17 protein-coding genes are annotated in these 16971 nt (G+C 69.4%); 7 read left to right on the forward strand and 10 right to left on the reverse strand.

All coding sequences use genetic code 11. The features are described 5' to 3' along the window. Positions 1-83: 83 nt before the first annotated feature. The 4 genes from ACFWIW_RS03350 to ACFWIW_RS03365 all read left to right on the forward strand — a co-directional run bounded on the left by ACFWIW_RS03350 (position 84) and on the right by ACFWIW_RS03365 (position 3918). Positions 84-2048 carry an FUSC family protein gene (locus ACFWIW_RS03350; RefSeq protein WP_378366875.1) on the forward strand — a complete coding sequence of 655 codons (1965 nt, stop codon included), beginning with the start codon at positions 84-86 and terminating at the stop codon, positions 2046-2048. 74 nt (positions 2049-2122) lie between these two features. Then, entirely contained in the window at positions 2123-2461 is a 339-nt protein-coding gene (locus ACFWIW_RS03355) for a hypothetical protein (protein ID WP_378366876.1), read from the forward strand. Positions 2462-2696: 235 nt separating this feature from the next. Then, positions 2697-3629 (forward strand): TauD/TfdA dioxygenase family protein, encoded by a 933-nt coding sequence (locus ACFWIW_RS03360; RefSeq protein ID WP_378366877.1) that lies wholly within the window; start codon positions 2697-2699, stop codon positions 3627-3629. Between the two features lie 61 nt (positions 3630-3690). Beyond that, the gene (locus ACFWIW_RS03365) at positions 3691-3918 is read left to right on the forward strand and encodes an antitoxin (protein WP_016330787.1); all 228 of its coding nucleotides are present in this window, start codon (positions 3691-3693) and stop codon (positions 3916-3918) included. A gap of 68 nt (positions 3919-3986) precedes the next feature. Here the strand turns inward: ACFWIW_RS03365 and ACFWIW_RS03370 are convergent, their stop codons facing one another. The 5 genes from ACFWIW_RS03370 to ACFWIW_RS03390 all read right to left on the reverse strand — a co-directional run bounded on the left by ACFWIW_RS03370 (position 3987) and on the right by ACFWIW_RS03390 (position 9008). Beyond that, the gene (locus tag ACFWIW_RS03370; RefSeq protein WP_125687133.1) at positions 3987-4940 is read right to left on the reverse strand and encodes a prephenate dehydrogenase; all 954 of its coding nucleotides are present in this window, start codon (positions 4938-4940) and stop codon (positions 3987-3989) included. A gap of 48 nt (positions 4941-4988) precedes the next feature. Then, the gene (locus ACFWIW_RS03375) at positions 4989-7007 is read right to left on the reverse strand and encodes an FAD-dependent oxidoreductase (RefSeq protein ID WP_378366878.1); all 2019 of its coding nucleotides are present in this window, start codon (positions 7005-7007) and stop codon (positions 4989-4991) included. Between the two features lie 9 nt (positions 7008-7016). Then, entirely contained in the window at positions 7017-7553 is a 537-nt protein-coding gene (locus ACFWIW_RS03380) for a PadR family transcriptional regulator (protein WP_378366879.1), read from the reverse strand. 111 nt (positions 7554-7664) lie between these two features. Then, the gene (locus tag ACFWIW_RS03385; RefSeq protein WP_240596102.1) at positions 7665-8513 is read right to left on the reverse strand and encodes an SAM-dependent methyltransferase; all 849 of its coding nucleotides are present in this window, start codon (positions 8511-8513) and stop codon (positions 7665-7667) included. A 27-nt stretch (positions 8514-8540) separates the two neighbouring features. Beyond that, positions 8541-9008, reverse strand: a complete 468-nt coding sequence (locus ACFWIW_RS03390) for a MarR family winged helix-turn-helix transcriptional regulator (RefSeq protein WP_378366880.1) — start codon at positions 9006-9008, stop codon at positions 8541-8543. 144 nt (positions 9009-9152) lie between these two features. Here ACFWIW_RS03390 and ACFWIW_RS03395 point away from each other — a divergent pair, with 144 nt between their 5' ends. Further along, a complete protein-coding gene (locus tag ACFWIW_RS03395) occupies positions 9153-10100 on the forward strand; it encodes an alpha/beta hydrolase (protein WP_378366881.1) in 948 nt (315 codons plus the stop codon). 135 nt (positions 10101-10235) lie between these two features. Next, complete coding sequence (locus ACFWIW_RS03400; protein WP_378366882.1) at positions 10236-11453, forward strand: alpha/beta hydrolase; 1218 nt, start codon at positions 10236-10238, stop codon at positions 11451-11453. Here the strand turns inward: ACFWIW_RS03400 and ACFWIW_RS03405 are convergent. Both ACFWIW_RS03405 and ACFWIW_RS03410 read right to left on the reverse strand, forming a co-directional pair. Further along, entirely contained in the window at positions 11433-12284 is an 852-nt protein-coding gene (locus ACFWIW_RS03405; protein WP_378366883.1) for an oxygenase MpaB family protein, read from the reverse strand. The two genes, ACFWIW_RS03400 and ACFWIW_RS03405, sit on opposite strands and share 21 nt — an antisense overlap. 45 nt (positions 12285-12329) lie before the next feature. After that, positions 12330-13229 (reverse strand): hypothetical protein, encoded by a 900-nt coding sequence (locus tag ACFWIW_RS03410; protein WP_378366884.1) that lies wholly within the window; start codon positions 13227-13229, stop codon positions 12330-12332. Between the two features lie 131 nt (positions 13230-13360). Between ACFWIW_RS03410 and ACFWIW_RS03415 the strand changes: the two genes are divergently transcribed. Further along, positions 13361-13936 (forward strand): DUF4383 domain-containing protein, encoded by a 576-nt coding sequence (locus ACFWIW_RS03415; RefSeq protein ID WP_378366885.1) that lies wholly within the window; start codon positions 13361-13363, stop codon positions 13934-13936. 3 nt (positions 13937-13939) lie between these two features. Here ACFWIW_RS03415 and ACFWIW_RS03420 read toward each other — a convergent pair whose 3' ends face one another. The 3 genes from ACFWIW_RS03420 to ACFWIW_RS03430 form a co-directional block, all read right to left on the reverse strand. Further along, positions 13940-14920: an SCO0930 family lipoprotein gene (locus ACFWIW_RS03420; RefSeq protein WP_378366886.1), complete on the reverse strand. Its 981-nt coding sequence runs from the start codon at positions 14918-14920 to the stop codon at positions 13940-13942. A gap of 82 nt (positions 14921-15002) precedes the next feature. Next, positions 15003-16376 carry an adenylosuccinate lyase family protein gene (locus tag ACFWIW_RS03425; protein ID WP_378366887.1) on the reverse strand — a complete coding sequence of 458 codons (1374 nt, stop codon included), beginning with the start codon at positions 16374-16376 and terminating at the stop codon, positions 15003-15005. Positions 16377-16401: 25 nt separating this feature from the next. After that, entirely contained in the window at positions 16402-16941 is a 540-nt protein-coding gene (locus ACFWIW_RS03430; protein ID WP_378366888.1) for a DinB family protein, read from the reverse strand. Positions 16942-16971: the final 30 nt, after the last annotated feature.

Consider the following 16971-nt stretch of genomic DNA (forward strand, 5'->3'; position numbering starts at 1 on the left):
CTTTCGCAACCTTCAACGTTGCGAAAGTGGCTTTCGCAACGCGCCACCCTCGGCCGGACCGTCCGATGAGTAAAGATGGAGGCGTGAGCACGCCGCGCCGCGAGATCGCCGCACCACATTGGCTGGTGCAGCTGCTCCGCAGCACACCGGTTCCCATTCCGTGGAACATGGTCGCCCGCGCCGTCCTCGCCCTCGCCGTCCCGCTCGCCGTCGGCTACGCGCTCGGCGACATCGGCGTCGGCGCGCTCGTGTCCACCGGCGCCCTGCCCACCGTCCTTTCCGAATCCGCCGGCCCGTATCGCTACCGCGCGCGGCGGCTCGGCGGAGCCACCGCGGCCGCCGCCCTCGGCTACTTCGCCGGGCTGATCACCGGCGGCGTCCCCGCCGCGTCCATCCCGGTCGTCGTCGGGGTCGCGGCGGTGTCCGCGCTGATCAGCGCGGCGGGTAGCAACGCGTCGGTCGCCGGGCTGCAGATGTTCGTCTTCTGCGTGCTCGGCACCGGCCAGCACGTCACCGGCCTGCGCGTCGAAGTCCTCCTCGGCTACTTCTGCGCCGGCGCCGCCTGGAGCCTGCTGATCGCGCTCGCCACCTGGACCTTCCGCGCCACCAGCCCCGAACGCGGCGCCGTCGCGCACGTCTACGTCGAGCTCGCCGCGATGCTCTCCGCGACCGACGAGGCCACCTCACGCGTCGCGCGGCACCAGCTCACGACCGCGATGAACACCGCGTACGACCGGCTGCTCACCGCCCGGTCCTGGCTGTCCGGCCGCGACGCCACCTATCGCCAGCTGCTCAACCTGCTCTCGGCCAGCACCCCCGCCGTCGAGGCGTCGGTCGCGATGGTCAACGCCGGCCGCCACGCCCCGGACGACGTGATCGACCACTTCATCGCGACCTCGGCCGCCGTCCTCGCGAACCAGGAACTACCCGAGCCTCCCGAAGCGCCCGAAAACGCCGACCCGGTCCTCGCCGCGCTCTACGCCGGCCTCGCCCGGATAGGCAAGGGCGACAACCGGAAACGGCGCGAGATCCAGCCGTGGCACAAACGCCTTCGCGGCTGGGCTGGTTCGCTCGTTTCCGGCCCGCTCACCTGGTTCGCCGCGCTCCGCCTCACGTTGTGCGTCGCGATCGCCGAAGTCGTCGCACTGCTCGTCCCGTTCGAACGGTCCTACTGGATCACGCTCACCGTCGGCATCGTCCTCAAACCGGACTTCGGCTCGGTCTTCGGCCGCGCCGTGCTGCGCGGTATCGGCACGGTGATCGGCGTGGGCATCGGCGCGGCCGTGCTCGCCGCGGGCGGCGAGGGCTGGCTGCTGGTGCTGCTGATCGCCGTCTTCGCGGGCGGCGTCGCGGTCGGCAAGGTCCGCAACTACGGCATCCTCAGCGCCTTCGTGACACCGCTGATCATCCTGCAGATGGACCTCGCCAGCACCGGAAGCTGGAACGTCGTGCTCGCCAGGCTCGTCGACACCGTGCTCGGCTGCGCGATCGTCCTGATCTTCGGCTACCTGCTCTGGCCGGGCAGCCGACGGCCACAGGTCGGCGGACGGCTCGCCGACAGCCTCGACAGCCTGGTGAAGTACGTCGACAAAGGACTCGTGCTCGCGCCGTCGGGTGAAGCGCGACTGGACCGCTCGCGCGCCCGCCGCCGCGCCTACCGCGCACTGGCCGACCTGCGGACCGCGTTCCAGCAGGTCGTCGTCGAACCCTCCGCCGCCGGACGGCAGGCCGTCGCGTGGTGGCCGGTGATCGCCGGGCTCGAACGCGTCGCCGACGCCGTCACCGAGGTCGGCGTCACCCTCGGGCGCGGTGCCCCCGCCCCCGACAAGGCCGACATCGCGCTCCTGACGGCGGCCCTCGCCGAACTCGCGGCCGCCGTCCGCGAGGAACGGGACCCGGACGAGATGCCGATGCCCGACAACGAGCAGCTGTCCGGCGTCGTCGACCAGATCGGTGCCGCCTTCGACGCCGTGCGCGGCCCCGACCTCGTCGAACGCGCGCCGCTGCGGCTGGTCCGGCGATTCCTGCCGTATCACCGCCGTGCCTGAACCTACCCACCCGGACGGGGGATGGGTGAGCATCATCTCGAACTAATGTTCGAGTTTTCACGCATAATCGACGCATGCTCGACACTGGTGACACGCTGCCGCCGGGGCCGCGTCACCTGCACATGGTGCGGCCCAACCAGCCCGTTTGGGTCGATCTCAAGCTGGTGTACCCCGTCGGCGCGGTGAAGACCCGCCTGCCCGACGGCCTGGATCTGACCGCCACCGTCCCCGGACTGCTGGGGATGTGGCGGGCGACGACGACGGGGCACTGGGTCGGTTGGGTCACCTTCCAGCTCGGTCCGGTGGGCCGGGGCGGCACGACGCATTCGCAGTGGGTGCTGGCCGAGGCGCTGCGGCCGCGCGAGCAGCGGAACACGTGGTCGGGCAGCTTCCCCTCCGAGCGGAGACGATGATCGTCCCGTCTCATGGACGCTGTTGACCGCACGCCAAATCGCGCCCACCATGGGGTCGTGTCCGTCACTTGGGAGTCCGCGCCGCACCGTTCGCTGGGTGAAGGCGTCGCCGCATTGCTCCTGCGCCGTGGCCGTTTGGGTTCTCCGCCCGCGTAGCCGTATTTCCCGTGAAGGCCGCCTGTGAAAGGTGGCCGGTTCCGTCCTTCCCGGAAATCGGAAACCCCTGGAGCCCAGCATGTCCATCGAACTGCCCGACCGTGTCCGTCTCCGCCCCGCGACTGTCCCCGACGGCGGGATCCTCGAAGGGCCGCGCCTGCTGCGGCGCCTGCCGGAAGGTGTCGAGGAACGCCCGTACGAGCTTTTCCCGCTACGCCCGCTGGGCAGGGTGATCGGTGCCGAGATCAGCGGCGTCGACCTCGCCCGGCCGCTGACGCCCGAGCTCCACGCCGAGCTGAATCGCGCGCTGCTGGAGTGGAAGGTGCTGTTCTTCCGCGACCAGGACATCACTTCGGCGCACCAGCGCGCGTTCGCCGCCAACTGGGGCGAGCTGGAGACGAACCCGTTCATCCCGAAGGGCGACACCGAGGACACCACGCGGTTCGCCCGGTCCGCGACCATGCCCGCGTTCGAGAACATCTGGCACGTGGACGTCACGTTCCGGCCCGCGCCGGCGCTCGGCTCGGTCCTGCGGCTGATCGAGGTCCCGCCGGTGGGCGGCGACACGATGTGGGCCGACATGGCCGCCGCCTACGACAACCTGCCCGACGACATCCGCGAGCGCGTCGACGGGTTGACCGCGGTGCACGACTTCATCCCCGGCTTCGACCGCTTCTCCGACCCGGAACTCCTGCTGCGCCACCAAGACGCGTTCCCGCCGGTGGAGCATCCGGTCGTCCGCACGCATCCGGAAACCGGACGCCGCACCCTCTTCGTGAACCAGGCCTTCACGACGCACATCGTCGGCATCGACCGCGACGAGAGCGACAGGCTCCTGCGGTACCTGTTCAGCCGGGCGCATATCCCGGAGTTCCAGGTGCGCTTCGCCTGGCGGCCGGGTTCGGTGGCCTTCTGGGACAACCGCGCCACCCAGCATTACGCCGTCAACGACTACCACCCGTACGCGCGGGTGGCCGAACGCGTCGCCATCGCGGGCGACCGGCCGTTCTGAGCGTCCCCACGACGGGTGATCGTCGAGGCGGGTTCGCCGGTCCTTGTGTGACGATGAAGCCATGGGCATCAACTTCGATGAATTGAAGAACAAGGCCACCGACGCTCTCCGCGAGCACAACGACAAGATCGAGGGCGGCCTGGACAAGGCGGCCGACTTCGCCAAGTCGAAGTTCTCCGGTCACGACTCCCAGATCGACTCGGGTGTCGAGAAGGCGAAGGGGTTCATCAACAAGTTCGACGACACCCCCGACAACCCCCAGCCCCAGAACCCGCCGCAGGGCCAGTAACCCCCGCATTTCGTCCTCTGAACGCGGTACTTGCACACGCAAGGACCGCATTCAGAGGACGAAACGCGTCAGGAGACCTCGCCGATCGCGGTGTCGCCTTCGATGGCCGTGATCCGGCCGCCGCGCTCGCCGAGCGCGATCAGGCCGTCGCGCGCGTCCGGGGCGGTCAGGCTGACCCGCACCCCGGCGCGTTCCGCGTCCTTACTGGCCGCAAACGCTTGCGCCCCTTCGTGACCCGCGTTGACCGTCACCGCGAGGCCGCCTGTCGAGGCCAGCGAACCCCGCGCCGCGCCCAGCCGTCCGAGCGCCTCGTCGACGATCGGCAGCAGCGCGTCCCGGTTGCCCTCGGTCATCGCCCGCACCAGCGCCGGGCTCGATCCGGCCACCCGCGTGCCGTCCGTATAGGACCCGGCGGCCAGCGACATCGCCAGCGGCCCGCCCTGCGCGCCGATCGTGGCCAGGATGGCCGCGAAGATATGCGGCAGATGCGAGATCCGCGCGACCGTCTCGTCGTGCGAGTCCGCGGGCAGCGGCACGACGTGCGCGCCGACGTCCAGTACAAGCTGGGCGACCTCGGCCCACGCCGTCAGATCGGTGTCGTGTTCGACGCCCAGCACCCACGCGGCGCCGCCGAACAACGCCGGGTTGCTCGCCTTCCAGCCCGAGTTCGCCGTCCCGGCCATCGGATGCCCGCCGACGAACTTCGCGTACGGCGCGCGGCGCCGGACCGAGTCGAGCACCGGGCCCTTCACGCTGGTCACGTCGGTGAGGACGCAGTGCCCGGCGACCCGCGAAACGGTGCGGAGCACCTCCTCGACCGCGGGCAGCGGCACCGCGAGCACGATCATCGCGTCCCGCTCCGCCGCCTTGCTCAGCGCCGCTTCGACCTGCGTGGTCACGTCGAAACCCGCTCTGCTGGCGGCGTCCGCGTCAGCTTCGGAGGTCGTCGCCCCGAACGTGGTGCGGCCGATCGAATGCGCCGCGCGCAGCAGCGAACCACCGATCAACCCGAGCCCGATCACGCATACGTCCCGCACAAGGGTTCATCCTGCCATCTACAAGGCCCCACGTCAGAGAACGGCGGCCAGGCGGGTTCCCTGATCGATGGCCCGTTTGGCGTCCAGTTCGGCCGCGACGTCGGCGCCGCCGATCAGGTGCACCGGCAGCCCGGCCGCGCGCAGGTCGTCGACGAGGTCGCGCACCGGCTCCTGACCCGCGCAGACGACCACGGTGTCCACATCGAGCACGCGCGGCTTGTCACCGACGGTGATGTGCAGCCCGTCGTCGTCGATCCGGTCGTAGGCGACACCGGTGAGCTGCTCGACGCGTTTGGCCTTCAGCGCGGCACGGTGGACCCAGCCGCTGGTCTTGCCCAGCCCCGCGCCGATCCCGGACTTCTTGCGCTGCAGCAGGAAGACCTGGCGCGGTGACGGCTCGACCTTCCGCTCGGTCAGCCCGCCCGCGGCCCGCTCGGGATCGGTGACGCCCCATTCGGCCATCCACGCGTCCAGATCGAGCGCGGGGGAGGTGGTATGCGTCAGGAATTCGCTGACGTCCACGCCGATCCCGCCCGCGCCGATCACCGCGACCTTGCCGCCCACCGGTTTCCCGTGCCGGACTACGTCCACATAGGACAGAACCTTGGGGTGGTCGATCCCGGGGAGCGACGGCACCCGCGGGGTCACCCCGGTGGCCAGCACGACCTCGTCGAACCCGGCGTCGATCAGATCGGCGGCGGCGACGCGGGTGCCGAGGCGCACCTTGACGCCGGTGACCTCCAGCCGCCGCGTGTAGTACCGGATGGTCTCCGCGAACTCCTCCTTGCCCGGGATCTTGCGCGCGATCCCGAACTGGCCGCCGATCTCGTCGTCGGCTTCGAAGAGTTCGACCGTGTGCCCGCGTTCGGCGAGCCCGGTCGCGGCCGCGAGCCCGGCCGGCCCCGCGCCGACGACGGCGACGCGTTTGGTCTTGCGGGTGGGCGCCAACGTCAGCGTGGTCTCGTGGCCCGCGCGCGGATTCACCATGCAGGACACCAGTTTCCGCTTGAAAGCGTGGTCGAGGCAGGCCTGGTTGCACGCGATGCAGGTGTTGATCTCGTCCTCGCGCCCGGTCTCGGCCTTGCGGATCCACTCCGGGTCGGCGAGGAACGGCCGCGCCATCGACACCAGGTCCGCGTCGCCGCTCGCCAGCGCCTCCTCGGCGACCTCAGGCATGTTGATCCGGTTCGACGTGACCACCGGGATCCCGACATGCGGTTTGAGCTTGCCCGTCACCCAGGTGAACGCCGCGCGCGGCACGGACGTCACGATCGTCGGCACCCGCGCCTCGTGCCAGCCGATACCGGTGTTGATGACCGTCGCGCCAGCCTCCTCGACCTCTTTGGCCAGCGCGACGACGTCTTCCCAGCTCTGCCCGCCCTCGACGAGGTCCAACATGGACAGTCGATAGATGATGATGAAGTCCTCGCCGACCGCTTCCCGGGTGCGGCGCACGATCTCGACGGCGATCCGCCGCCGGTTTTCCGCGCTGCCGCCCCATTTGTCGGTGCGTTTGTTCGTCCGTTCGGCGAGGAACTGGTTGATGAAGTAGCCCTCGGAGCCCATGATCTCGACGCCGTCGTAGCCCGCTTCCTTGGCCAGGAAGGCGCAATCGGCGAACGCGCGGATCTGGCGCAGCACGCCGTATCCCGAGAGGGCCCGCGGTTTGAAGGGGTTGATGGGCGCCTTGATACCCGACGCGGAAACGCTCAGCGGATGGTAGGAATACCGGCCCGCGTGCAGGATCTGCAACGCGATCTTGCCGCCCGCCTCGTGCACCGGATCGGTGAGTCGCTTGTGCGCCTTGGCTTCCGCGCGTGTCGAGAGCTTCGACGCCAGCGGCAGGAGCCAGCCGGTCCGGTTCGGCGCGAAGCCGCCGGTGACGATCAGCCCGACGCCGCCGCGGGCGCGTTCGGCGTAGTACTCGGCCAGTTGCGGGAAATGCGCTTCCTTGTCTTCGAGGCCGGTGTGCATCGAGCCCATGATCACCCTGTTGCGCAGGGTGGTGAAGCCGAGATCGAGAGGGGACAGCAGGTTCGGGTACGGGCTCATCGCTGGTCCTTACGCATCGTGGTGGAATGCCTGGAGGACTTCCTCGAGCCACTCGACGTGGCCCTGTTCGGTTCGGATTCCTCCGCGCAGCACGAGGAACTGGTGCAACGACTGTCCACTGAGGACGCTCGGGTCGGGGAAGTCGCGCTTCTCGATCAGCAGGTACGCGTCGAGCTGTGCCGCGTGCGCGTCGCGATGCCGGGTGACCTCGGCGGCGACGGCGGCCGGATCGCCGAGCGCCGCGCCGCGGATCTTCACGGCGAGCTCCCTGGCGGTGGCCGACGGATCGGGTTCGGTGAGCCAGCGGGCCAGTTCGGTCCGCCCGGCGTCGCCGACGGTGTACACCTTCTTGTCGGGTTTCCCGGACTGCGCGACCTGGTCGACGGTGACCCAGCCGGCGTCCTCCATCCGTTTGAGGACGCGGTAGATCTGCTGGTGGGTGGCGTTCCACCACAGTCCGATGGACTTCTCGAAGCGACGCGTGAGCTCGTAGCCCGAGCCGGACCGCTCGGACAGCGAAACGAGGATCGCGTGCTCCAATGCCATGCACCCAGTTTCATATGCACCTAGTTGCACTGCAAGGCGACGCGCGTCACAAGCGCGTGAAGGCCCCCTTCCCTCGGCTCAGCCGAGGGAAGGGGGCCTTCACGGAAAAAGCTACGGCTTGCGGGCGATACCCCCGATGACGCGAGACTCCGAAGGCGAAGCGGCGAAGATCGTCTTCTCGTCCGGGTGCCACGCCGGCGCGTAGACCAGGCCCGGCTCCAGCAGCGGCCAGCCGCCGAAGAACCGCCGGAACTCGTCCATGGTGCGCAGGAAACCGGGGTTCGTCGTGGTCTCGTAGTACTCGAGGATGTCCAGCAGCGCCTGCCGTTCCTCCTCGTTGGCCGGGTTCTCGTTGGTCATCTGCGAAAGCACCAGCAGCGAACCCGGCGCGAGCCGGTCGCGGTAGAAGTCCAGCAGCCCGTCCGGGTCCTGCTCGTCCTTGATGAAATGCATGACCGCGTTGACCACCAGCGCGATCGGCTCGCGGACGTCGATGATCCCGGAGTCCATCACCCGTTCCCAGAGGTCCTCGGGATCGAACAGATCCGCCGCGATCGCGTGGTGGCGGTCCGGGTCGGCGGTGTCGGCGAGCAGCAGCGTCGAATGCGCGAGCGCGATCGGCTCGTTGTCGATGTAGAGGACATGCGTGTCCTCCTGCGGCCGCGCCTCGTCGGCGACCTCGTGCACGTTGCCCGCCGTCGGCAGCCCGGAGCCGATGTCGACGAACTGCCTGATGCCCTGTTCCGCGCAGTGCCGCACGGCGCGGCCGAGGAACTGCCTGCTGGTCTTGCAGTAGTCGCCCATCAGTGGCAGGCGCTCGCGCACCTTCTCGGCGAAGTTGCGGTCGATGGCGTAATGCGTGTCGCCGCCGATGAAGTAGTCGTAGACGCGGGCCGCGGACGGCCGGTCCAAGCTGTTCTCGACGGCCTTGAGCGCCGCGTCGTGATCGATCATCGTCATCCCTTTGTCCGCGCCGGAAATCCCATGCTAACCGGCCGGGACGTAGGCCTCGCGGTAGGCGTTGACGGATTCGGTCAAGCGATCGAGCTCCGCGCGGGTGCGGGCGAGACCGGCCGCGTCGAGCCCCATCGCGTCGCCGATGATCTTCGGGATCCCGCTCGCGCGTTCCCTGAGCGCGGAGCCGTCCTCGGTCAGGCTGATCCGCACGGACCGCTCGTCGTCGGCCTGCCGGACGCGCTGGACCAGACCGGACTTCTCCAGCCGCTTGAGCAGCGGCGACAGTGTGCCGGAGTCGAGGTTCAGCACGGTGCCGAGCTCCTTGACCAGCCGCTCGTCCTCCTCCCAGAGCGCGAGCATCACCAGATACTGCGGATAGGTCAGGCCCAGATCGTCGAGCACCACGCGATAAAGCGCGGTCACGGCCCGCGATGCCGCGTAGAGCCCGAAGCACAGTTGATCGTCCAGGCACAGCGACCCGGTGTTGTCCGTTGGCATCGGTCCTCCTCGTCCCCATGGTGCGCCGATCATGCCGCGGATCGCCACTTGAGTGGGCTAAATCTCCTTGGGTGCATTTTAGTTGTGCACAACTGACTTGCGAGCTATCTTGGTCGTGTCGACTTCGGAACCCAGGAGGCAGAAATGACCGCCAACCCGCACAACCTGGCCCTCGAACCCGCCGCGCAGGCCTTCGTCGAGGCCACCGCCACGCCGCCGTTCCTCTTCCAGCTGCCGCCCGAAGAAGGGCGCAAGGCCGTCGACGAGGTCCAGGGCGGCGACGTCGAGTTGCCCGCCGCGGACGTCGAAACCACGCACGTGGACGGCGTCGAGGTCCGCATCGTGCGGCCCCAGGGCGTGACCGGGCCGCTGCCCGTGATCGTCTACATCCACGGCGCCGGCTGGGTCTTCGGGAACTTCCACACCCACGAGCGCCTGGTCCGCGAGCTCGCCGTCGGCGCGGGCGCCGCCGTCGTCTTCCCCGAGTACGACCGCTCGCCGGAGGCGCGCTACCCGGTCGCCATCGAGCAGAACTACGCGGTGGCGAAGTGGGTCGCCGAGCACGGCGCCGAAAACGGGCTCGACGCTACGAAGATCGCGATCGCCGGAGACTCCGTCGGCGGGAACATGACCGCGGCGCTCACCTTGCTCGCCAAGCAGCGCGGCGACGTCGTCTTCCGGCAGCAGGTGCTCTTCTACCCGGTCACCGACGCGAGCTTCGAAACCGAGTCCTACCGGCGGTTCGCCGAGGGCTACTTCCTCGCCCTCGACGGCATGAAGTGGTTCTGGGACCAGTACACGACCGATCCGGCGCAGCGCGCGGAGATCACCGCGTCGCCGCTGCGGGCGAGCCTCGACGAGCTGGCCGGTCTCCCGCCCGCGCTGGTGATCACCGCGGAAGCCGACGTGCTGCGCGACGAAGGCGAGGCGTACGCCGCGAAGCTGCGTCAGGCCGGAGTGCCGGTGACGGCAGTGCGGTACCAGGGCATCGTCCACGACTTCGTCATGCTCAACACGTTGCGCGAAACGCACGCCGCGGAAGCCGCCATCTCGCAGGCGATCGGGGTGTTGCGCACCGCTCTCACGGACTGAGCAGTCCGCGACACGGTTTGTCCAGGGTGACACGCGTCACCCTGGACAACACTATCCGGTGGTCGCACGTCTCTTGATCCAGATGTGGGAATGCGGCGCGGGGGCGTGCCGCGGCCGGAGAGGGACACGATCGCCATGGGACTGGGACTGAGTGCCATCCGGCTCGATTCGACACTGAACCTCGTCATCGTCCTGGTGCTGACGCTGCTCGCGATCATCGCCGTCCCGTTCCTCTGGGAACGCTGGCGCCGCAAGGTGCTCGGCCGCAGCACCACGATCCTCGTCGCGGTCGTGCTGGTCGTGGTCAGCACCGGGATGGGCGGGAACATGATCGGCGGGTTCTTCCCGACGGTCGGCGCCCTGTTCGGCACCGGCGTGTACTCGGGGGAGAGTGTCGACGCCGTCGCCGGGCAGAACGGTTCGGACCTCGACAAACTGCGTGACGCCGGGGCGATGCGGGCCAAGGAGGGCAAGGGTTCCGTCGTGCACATGACGGTGACCGGCAAACGCACCGGCCTTACCCGCGACGTCTCGGTGTACTTCCCGCCCCAGTACTACGATCCCGCGTTCCGGTCGCTCAAATTCCCGGTCATCGAATGGATCCCGAACTACCCGTCCGGGCCCGAAGTGGTCACCGGCCCCTACGAGCTGCCCGCCAGGCTCGACGCGGCCATCGCGAAACACGTGCTCCCGCCGACCCTGGTGATCATCCCGGACCCGACCGGGAAACCGAAGGTCGGCCACGACACCGAATGCATCGACGAGGTCAACGGGACCGCCAACGACACCTACCTGACCGCCGACATCCGCGACTGGGCGATCGAGAAACTCGGCGCCAACCCGCAGCGGAAGGCGTGGACGATGGCGGGCTGGTCGTCGGGCGGGTACTGCGCGATGAACCTGGTGACCCGGCATCCGCAGTGGTACGGCCAGGCAGCGAGCGTCAGCGGCTACTACAAGGCTTCGGTGGACGCGGAGACGGAGAACCTGTTCAAGGGCAGGCAGGACATCGCCGACGCGAACACGGTCACGGTGAACCTGCAGAAGCATCCGTCGCCGGTCGACATCCTCGCGATCGCGGGGGACAAGGAAAGCTTCGAGAGCTTCTCGATCGACCAGATCCAGGCGGCCGTCCGCGCGCCCGCGACACTCTCGTCGTGGCGGATCCCGGACGCCGGGCACAACATGAACACCTTCAAGGCGCAGGTGCCCGACGTGCTGGCGTGGATCGGCGCGCGGACCGTGCCGCCGTGCGCGCCGCAGGACAAGAAGATCATCACCAACGGCGGGGTCACGCCGTGGCCGCTGCCCAACACCGGCGCCAAGGGCGCACTAGTGGACGTCGTCGAATAACTTCGCTCGATAAGCCTTGGGATACAAGCGGAACCGGTCGGGAACCCGTTTTCCGGCCGCCCTCGTGACCGCTCCGAGGCGCCGAAGGCGGCGCTCGTCTGCGTCTGTCCACTTGAGACTGAGGCGGTCGCGAAGAGGCTGCGGCAGCAAGCCGATCGCGCACAGGGTCAGCACGTTCCCGCCCGCCGGCCGGACGGGGCGCCACAGGGCGTCCGGCAAGAACCACCACGGCGGCGGTGGCGTGTCGCGCATGGTGATCGACTGGAGCAGTTCCCGGACCGTTCGGTTGTCTTCGAGCCGGTTCGCGACGACGTCGTCGAAGTACGCCTCGAATCCTTCGAGGTCCTCCGGCATGTGGTGCTCACGGAGGCCGAGCAGCAGGCCGAGACGTCGCCATTCCGCGTAGAACCGGCGCTTTTCCGTGCCGGACAACCGATGGACGAAGACCTCGTGCATGCGGACGGTCGTCCAGAACGTCGAGCCGTGCACCCACCAGTAGGCCTCGGGGTTCAACGCGTGATAGCGCTCGCCGTGCTGGTCGACGCCCTTGATCGCCTTGTGCATCTCGCGGAGCCGCTCGGCCTCCGCGATCGCCGCCTGGCCGCCGAAAACCTGGCTCAGCAAGGAATCGATGGTCCGGTCGAGGCGGCCCCACGGATCTTCGGTGTAGTTCGAATGGTCGTGGACGCCGGCGCCGACGACGGGATGCGCGACCTGCAGCAGCAATGCCGTCCCCGCGCCGAGCAGCAGTCTCCGGTCGCCGACCACCTGCCAGGCGACGGAATCCGGGCCGAGCGGGGCCACGGCGGGCAGGCGGGCTTCGGTGCTCATGACGACCTCCCGAGAGAGCGGCGTAAGGCCACTGTCCCACCTTGTTTACAGGCCGTCAATAGCGGGGAGCAGTGCCTTGACCACGTCCGTCACCCGTCGGCCCGCACCGGCGTAGGTGGTCGACGTCGGCTGCGAGGTCAGGACGGCGACGAGGTAGCGGTCGTTTTCGCCGACCGCGCCCGAGCTGTGCAGGATCCGTGAGCCGCGGCAGCACGCCCAGCCCTGTTTGATCGACCAGGGAAGGGAACCGACGGCATCGGGGATGCCGAAGTACTGCCGGACCCCATCGGAGCCGTTCTCCGTCGCGCCGCTCAATGCCCGCATGATCGTCGTGCGCGGCCCATCGCCCGCTTGGTCCAGCAGGTAGCGGTAGATCTTCACGACGTCCGCGGCGGTGATCCGGGTGTCGCCCCAGCGGCCGGGATCCTCGGGTGGACGCGTGCCGGCGAGACCGATCTTGGCCGCCCAGCGGGTGACGATGCGGGGACCGCCGTGGACCGTCCACAGCCTGCTGGCGATGTCGTCGTCGCTGACCGAGAGCATCCGCTGCACGGTGCTCGGCGGTGCGCCCGCCTGAAGCGCTTCCAGCGCGATGAGCAGCTTCACGAGCGACGCCGAGGTGTAGGACCGTTCCGGTTTGAGGGAAACGGTGTTCTTCCCGGTGGTGCGGTCGTAGACGACCACGCTCACCTGCCCGCCGGGGACGAGGTCCGCGATGGCCTGGGTGTCGACGGATTTCGGCGGTGTCCCCGGCGCGGCCGAGGACGAGGGCGCCGGGGACACGACCGGCTCCTCCGGTTCGACTTCGACGGTCGGCACCTCGGCCACCGGCGCCGCGTCCGCGACCGCCGCCGGACCGGGCCGCGACGGCGGGATCAGGACCATCGCGAGGATGGCGCCAAGGGACAGCCCCACCAGAAGGAAGACTCCGCTCACCTTGCCCACATGACCTGTTGACCGCGTCACCCGTTCGTGTTCACGGCTGGCCCGTTCGGACGATGCGGTTTGTCCGGAAGGGCAGCGGGGTATCCGGGGGCCAGCGTGAATTCAGGTCGCCAACGCTGGGAGGCGGAGCAATGGCACGTGCACGACGCGCTCGTATCCGGACGGCGGGAGTCCAGCCCGCCCAGGTCCTCGCCGGGCTGGCGAGCCTGGCCTTCCTGGTGTTCGGAATCGTGGGCTTCACCAGGACCGGGTTCGCCGATTTCGCCGGCCGCAGCGACGCGACCGTGCTCGGATTCTCGGTGAACCCCCTCTACAACCTCGGTTTCGTCGTACTGGGCGCGATCGGTCTGCTGCTGACCTTCGGGTCGGGGCGGTCCCGGGTCTTCGGTTTCCTGACGTTCGTCGCCTTCGGGGTGCTGTTCGTCTGGGGCCTCATGATCGCGGGGACCGTTTCGACGAACCCGGTCTCACAGGCCGGGAACCCGTTCAACCTCAACGGGCCGGACAACTGGCTGCACCTCGGCCTCGCCGCGCTCGGGCTGGTGATCGCGTTCCTGCCCGCGCGGCACAAGGTGCAGCTGCCGGAGGACGAAGAGGAGACCGTGGTGGCGGACCGGCGGGCCGACAGTGCCACGGCCGTCCGGCCGAAGCATGAAAAAGGCCCGACCGTCGCTCGGGATGAGCGACCGCCGGGCCTCGCCCACTAAGGCTCAGTAACCGGACTCCTGGGCGGGAGCGTCTTCCTCCTTCTTGGGGGCGGCGTTCCCGCTCTGTGCGGCCTTGTCCTTCACCGGCGCGGTGCTCTTGCAACCGGCGGGCTCGATGACGAACCAGGTGCCGCCGACGCCGTGACCGTTGGCCTCGCCGGCGTTCGCGTCCTTGGCGTAGCGGTAAACGGCCCATCCGCCGACGGTGACCTGCATGGTGCCGTCCGCGCGCTTCACCTTGCCGAGCAGCTTCGCGTCGATGCCTTCGAGCTGGACGTCGCCCTCGGCGAGCACCGGCGGCCAGGTCTTCGCGCAGTCACCGTTGCAGGTCGGCTGCTTGTTCTTCTTGTCCTTGGTGAACATGTACAGGGTGAAGCCGTCCTGGTCCACAATGGCCGGTCCGATACCGTCGACGTTGCTCGCGACGAGCTTCGTGGCACCGTCCTTTTGTTCGGCCGGAGCTTCCTTCGCCGCCTGACCCGCCTTGCCGCCCTTGGCGTTCGCGGCGTACCACGTGCTGCCGACACCCTGCCCCTTCGCTTCGCCCGCCTTGGAGTCCTTGGCGTAGCGGTAAAGCGCCCATCCGCCGACGGTGACCTGCTTGCGTCCGTCGGCCCGGGTCACTTCGCCGACCAGTGCCTGATCCACGCCTTCGATCTGGACTTCGCCCTCGGCCAGCACCGGTGGCCAGGCCTTCGCGCAGTCACCGTCGCAATTGGACTTCGGCGGCTTCGCGCTGTCCTTGTCGAAGCGGTACAAGGTGAAGCCGTCCTTGTCGACGAGGACCTGGCCGAGGTTTCCGGCTTCGGCCACGGCCACCTTGGTCTCACCCTTGGCCGCGGGGGCGTTCCCGCCCGCCCCGGCCACCGCCGCGGCGGGAGCGACCGCGGGGGCCGCCGCCTCGGTGCCGCCGGAGCAGGCCGACAGCGCCACCAGGCCCACGGCCGCGGACGCCGCTGCGACGACGAAACGCTTGCGAAGCATGGGATTTCTCCTTGTTCGTAGGGGTTCCGCGGCTTGGCGCGGTGAGCTTGTACCCCCTACACGGAGCCGGTCCGGAACCGGTTCAAGGAGCTTTCGGATTTTCTTCGCGAGCCTCCAGCGCGGCGTCGACGAGCACCCCGGCCGAGCCGGTGTAGTTCGCGGGATCCAGCAGGCCGGCCAGGGATTCGGTGGGGAGCACTCCGGTTACCTCCGGCAGGCCGGACAGAACCTCGCCGAGGCTCTTGTTCTCTTCGAGGGCGAGCTTGGACGCGTGCCCGAGAACCTCCTTTGCCCGTGTCTTGCCGAGCAGAGGGGCGAGCACCGTCGAAAGCCGCTCGGAGACGATCTGGCCGTGCGTGAGGCCGAGGTTCTCGCGCATGCGCTCACCTTCGACGACCAGGCCGCGGGCGAGCTCGGCCGCCGTGTGCGCGGCGCCGCCGGTCAGGCGCAGGCACTCGCGCAGCAGCTGCCACTCGGCGTGCCACGCGCCCGCGGACCGTTCGTCCTCGGAGACCATGGCCTGGGTGACGCCGGTGGCCAGCACCGGCACCTGGAGCGCGGCCGAGCGGATCAGCGTCGCGAGCACCGGATTGCGTTTGTGCGGCATCGCCGAAGAGCCGCCACGGCCCTCGCCCGCCGGCTCGGCGACCTCCCCGACCTCGGTCCGCGTCAGGAACTGGACGTCGACCGCGATCTTCCCGAGCGCGGCGGCGGTGAAGGAGAGCGCGGCCGCGAGGTCGGCCGTCGGCGTGCGGAGGGTGTGCCAGGGGAGCGTGGTCTCGGCGAGCCCGGTCTCCTCGGCGAAGGCTGTCTGGAGGCGCTGCGGATAGCCCTCGGGCAGGTCGGCGAGGCGCGCGTACTCGGCGTACGCGGCCCTCGTGCCCGCGGCACCCCCGAGCGAGACCGGCAGGACGACACGGTTCAGCCTGTCGAGCGCTTCGAGCGTGAGCTGACGCCAGCCCGCCGCCTTGAGCCCGAACGTGGTCGGCACCGCGTGCGCGGTGAGGGTGCGCCCGGCCATGGTCGTGTCGCGGTGCGCGCGGGCGAGGTCCGCCAGCGCGCCCGCCGTCGACTCGAGGTCCGCGACGATGAGCGTCCGCGTCCGCGCGGCGACCAGCATCATCGCGGTGTCGAAGATGTCCTGGCTGGTGGAGCCGCGATGGACGTACTCCGTCCCGGCGGCGTCGGTCAGCTCCTTGACCAGCCCCACGACCGGGTTCGCCGTCTCACGAGCCGCCCTCGCCAACGCGACCACGTCGATGTCGGCGGTCGCGGCCGCCTCGGTGATCGCCGCCGCGGCGGCCCGCGGGATCAACCCGGTGCTGGCCTGCGCCCTGGCGAGCGCCGCCTCAGTGTCTAGAAGGGCCCGCAACCAGGCGAGATCACCCGTCGCCGCCTCGGCGGGCGTGCCGGCGCGGACCGGGGACAGGAGGCCGGAATCGGGATCGGCGTTCATCAGCCCAGCATCGCATTTCAAGGTTTCAGTGGCCGGTCCTCCCGTCGATACGCTCGCGCAGCAGGTCGGCATGCCCGGCGTGGCGCGCGTACTCGGCGATGTGATGGGTCAGCAGCCACCGCAACGAGAAGGGCTCCCCGTCGCGACGGCTCTTGCCCGTGTCGTCGAGCGACGCGGCCGCCACGATCTCCCGCGACCGCGCGCACTCCGCACGCCAAGCCGCCCACGCGGCCTCGACGTCACCACCGGTGTCCTCGAAGTCCTGCTCGGGCCACTCGTCGGAGTAATAGAGCATCGGCACGTCCTCGCCCGCGAACTGCAGGCGGAACCACCACCGCTCGGTGCCCGTGAGGTGCCGGAGCAGCCCGTGCAGCGACAAACCCGACGGCTCGATCGGCCGCATGGCCATCTGCTCCGGCGTCAGCCCCTGACACTTCAGCTCGAAGGTGCGGCGATGCCAATCGAGCGTGGACGTCAGGATCTCGCGCTCGCTCGCCACGCGCGGAGGCTCCGGGCGGTCGCCCTCCCAGCTCGCCGCGTAGTTCTCGTCGGGGATCGTGTCCATGCCCACGACCTTGGCAGAGACCCCCGACAA

Origin of the sequence: Amycolatopsis sp. NPDC058340 (assembly GCF_042723975.1) — a bacterium.
In the GTDB taxonomy this organism is placed as follows: Bacteria; Actinomycetota; Actinomycetes; order Mycobacteriales; family Pseudonocardiaceae; genus Amycolatopsis.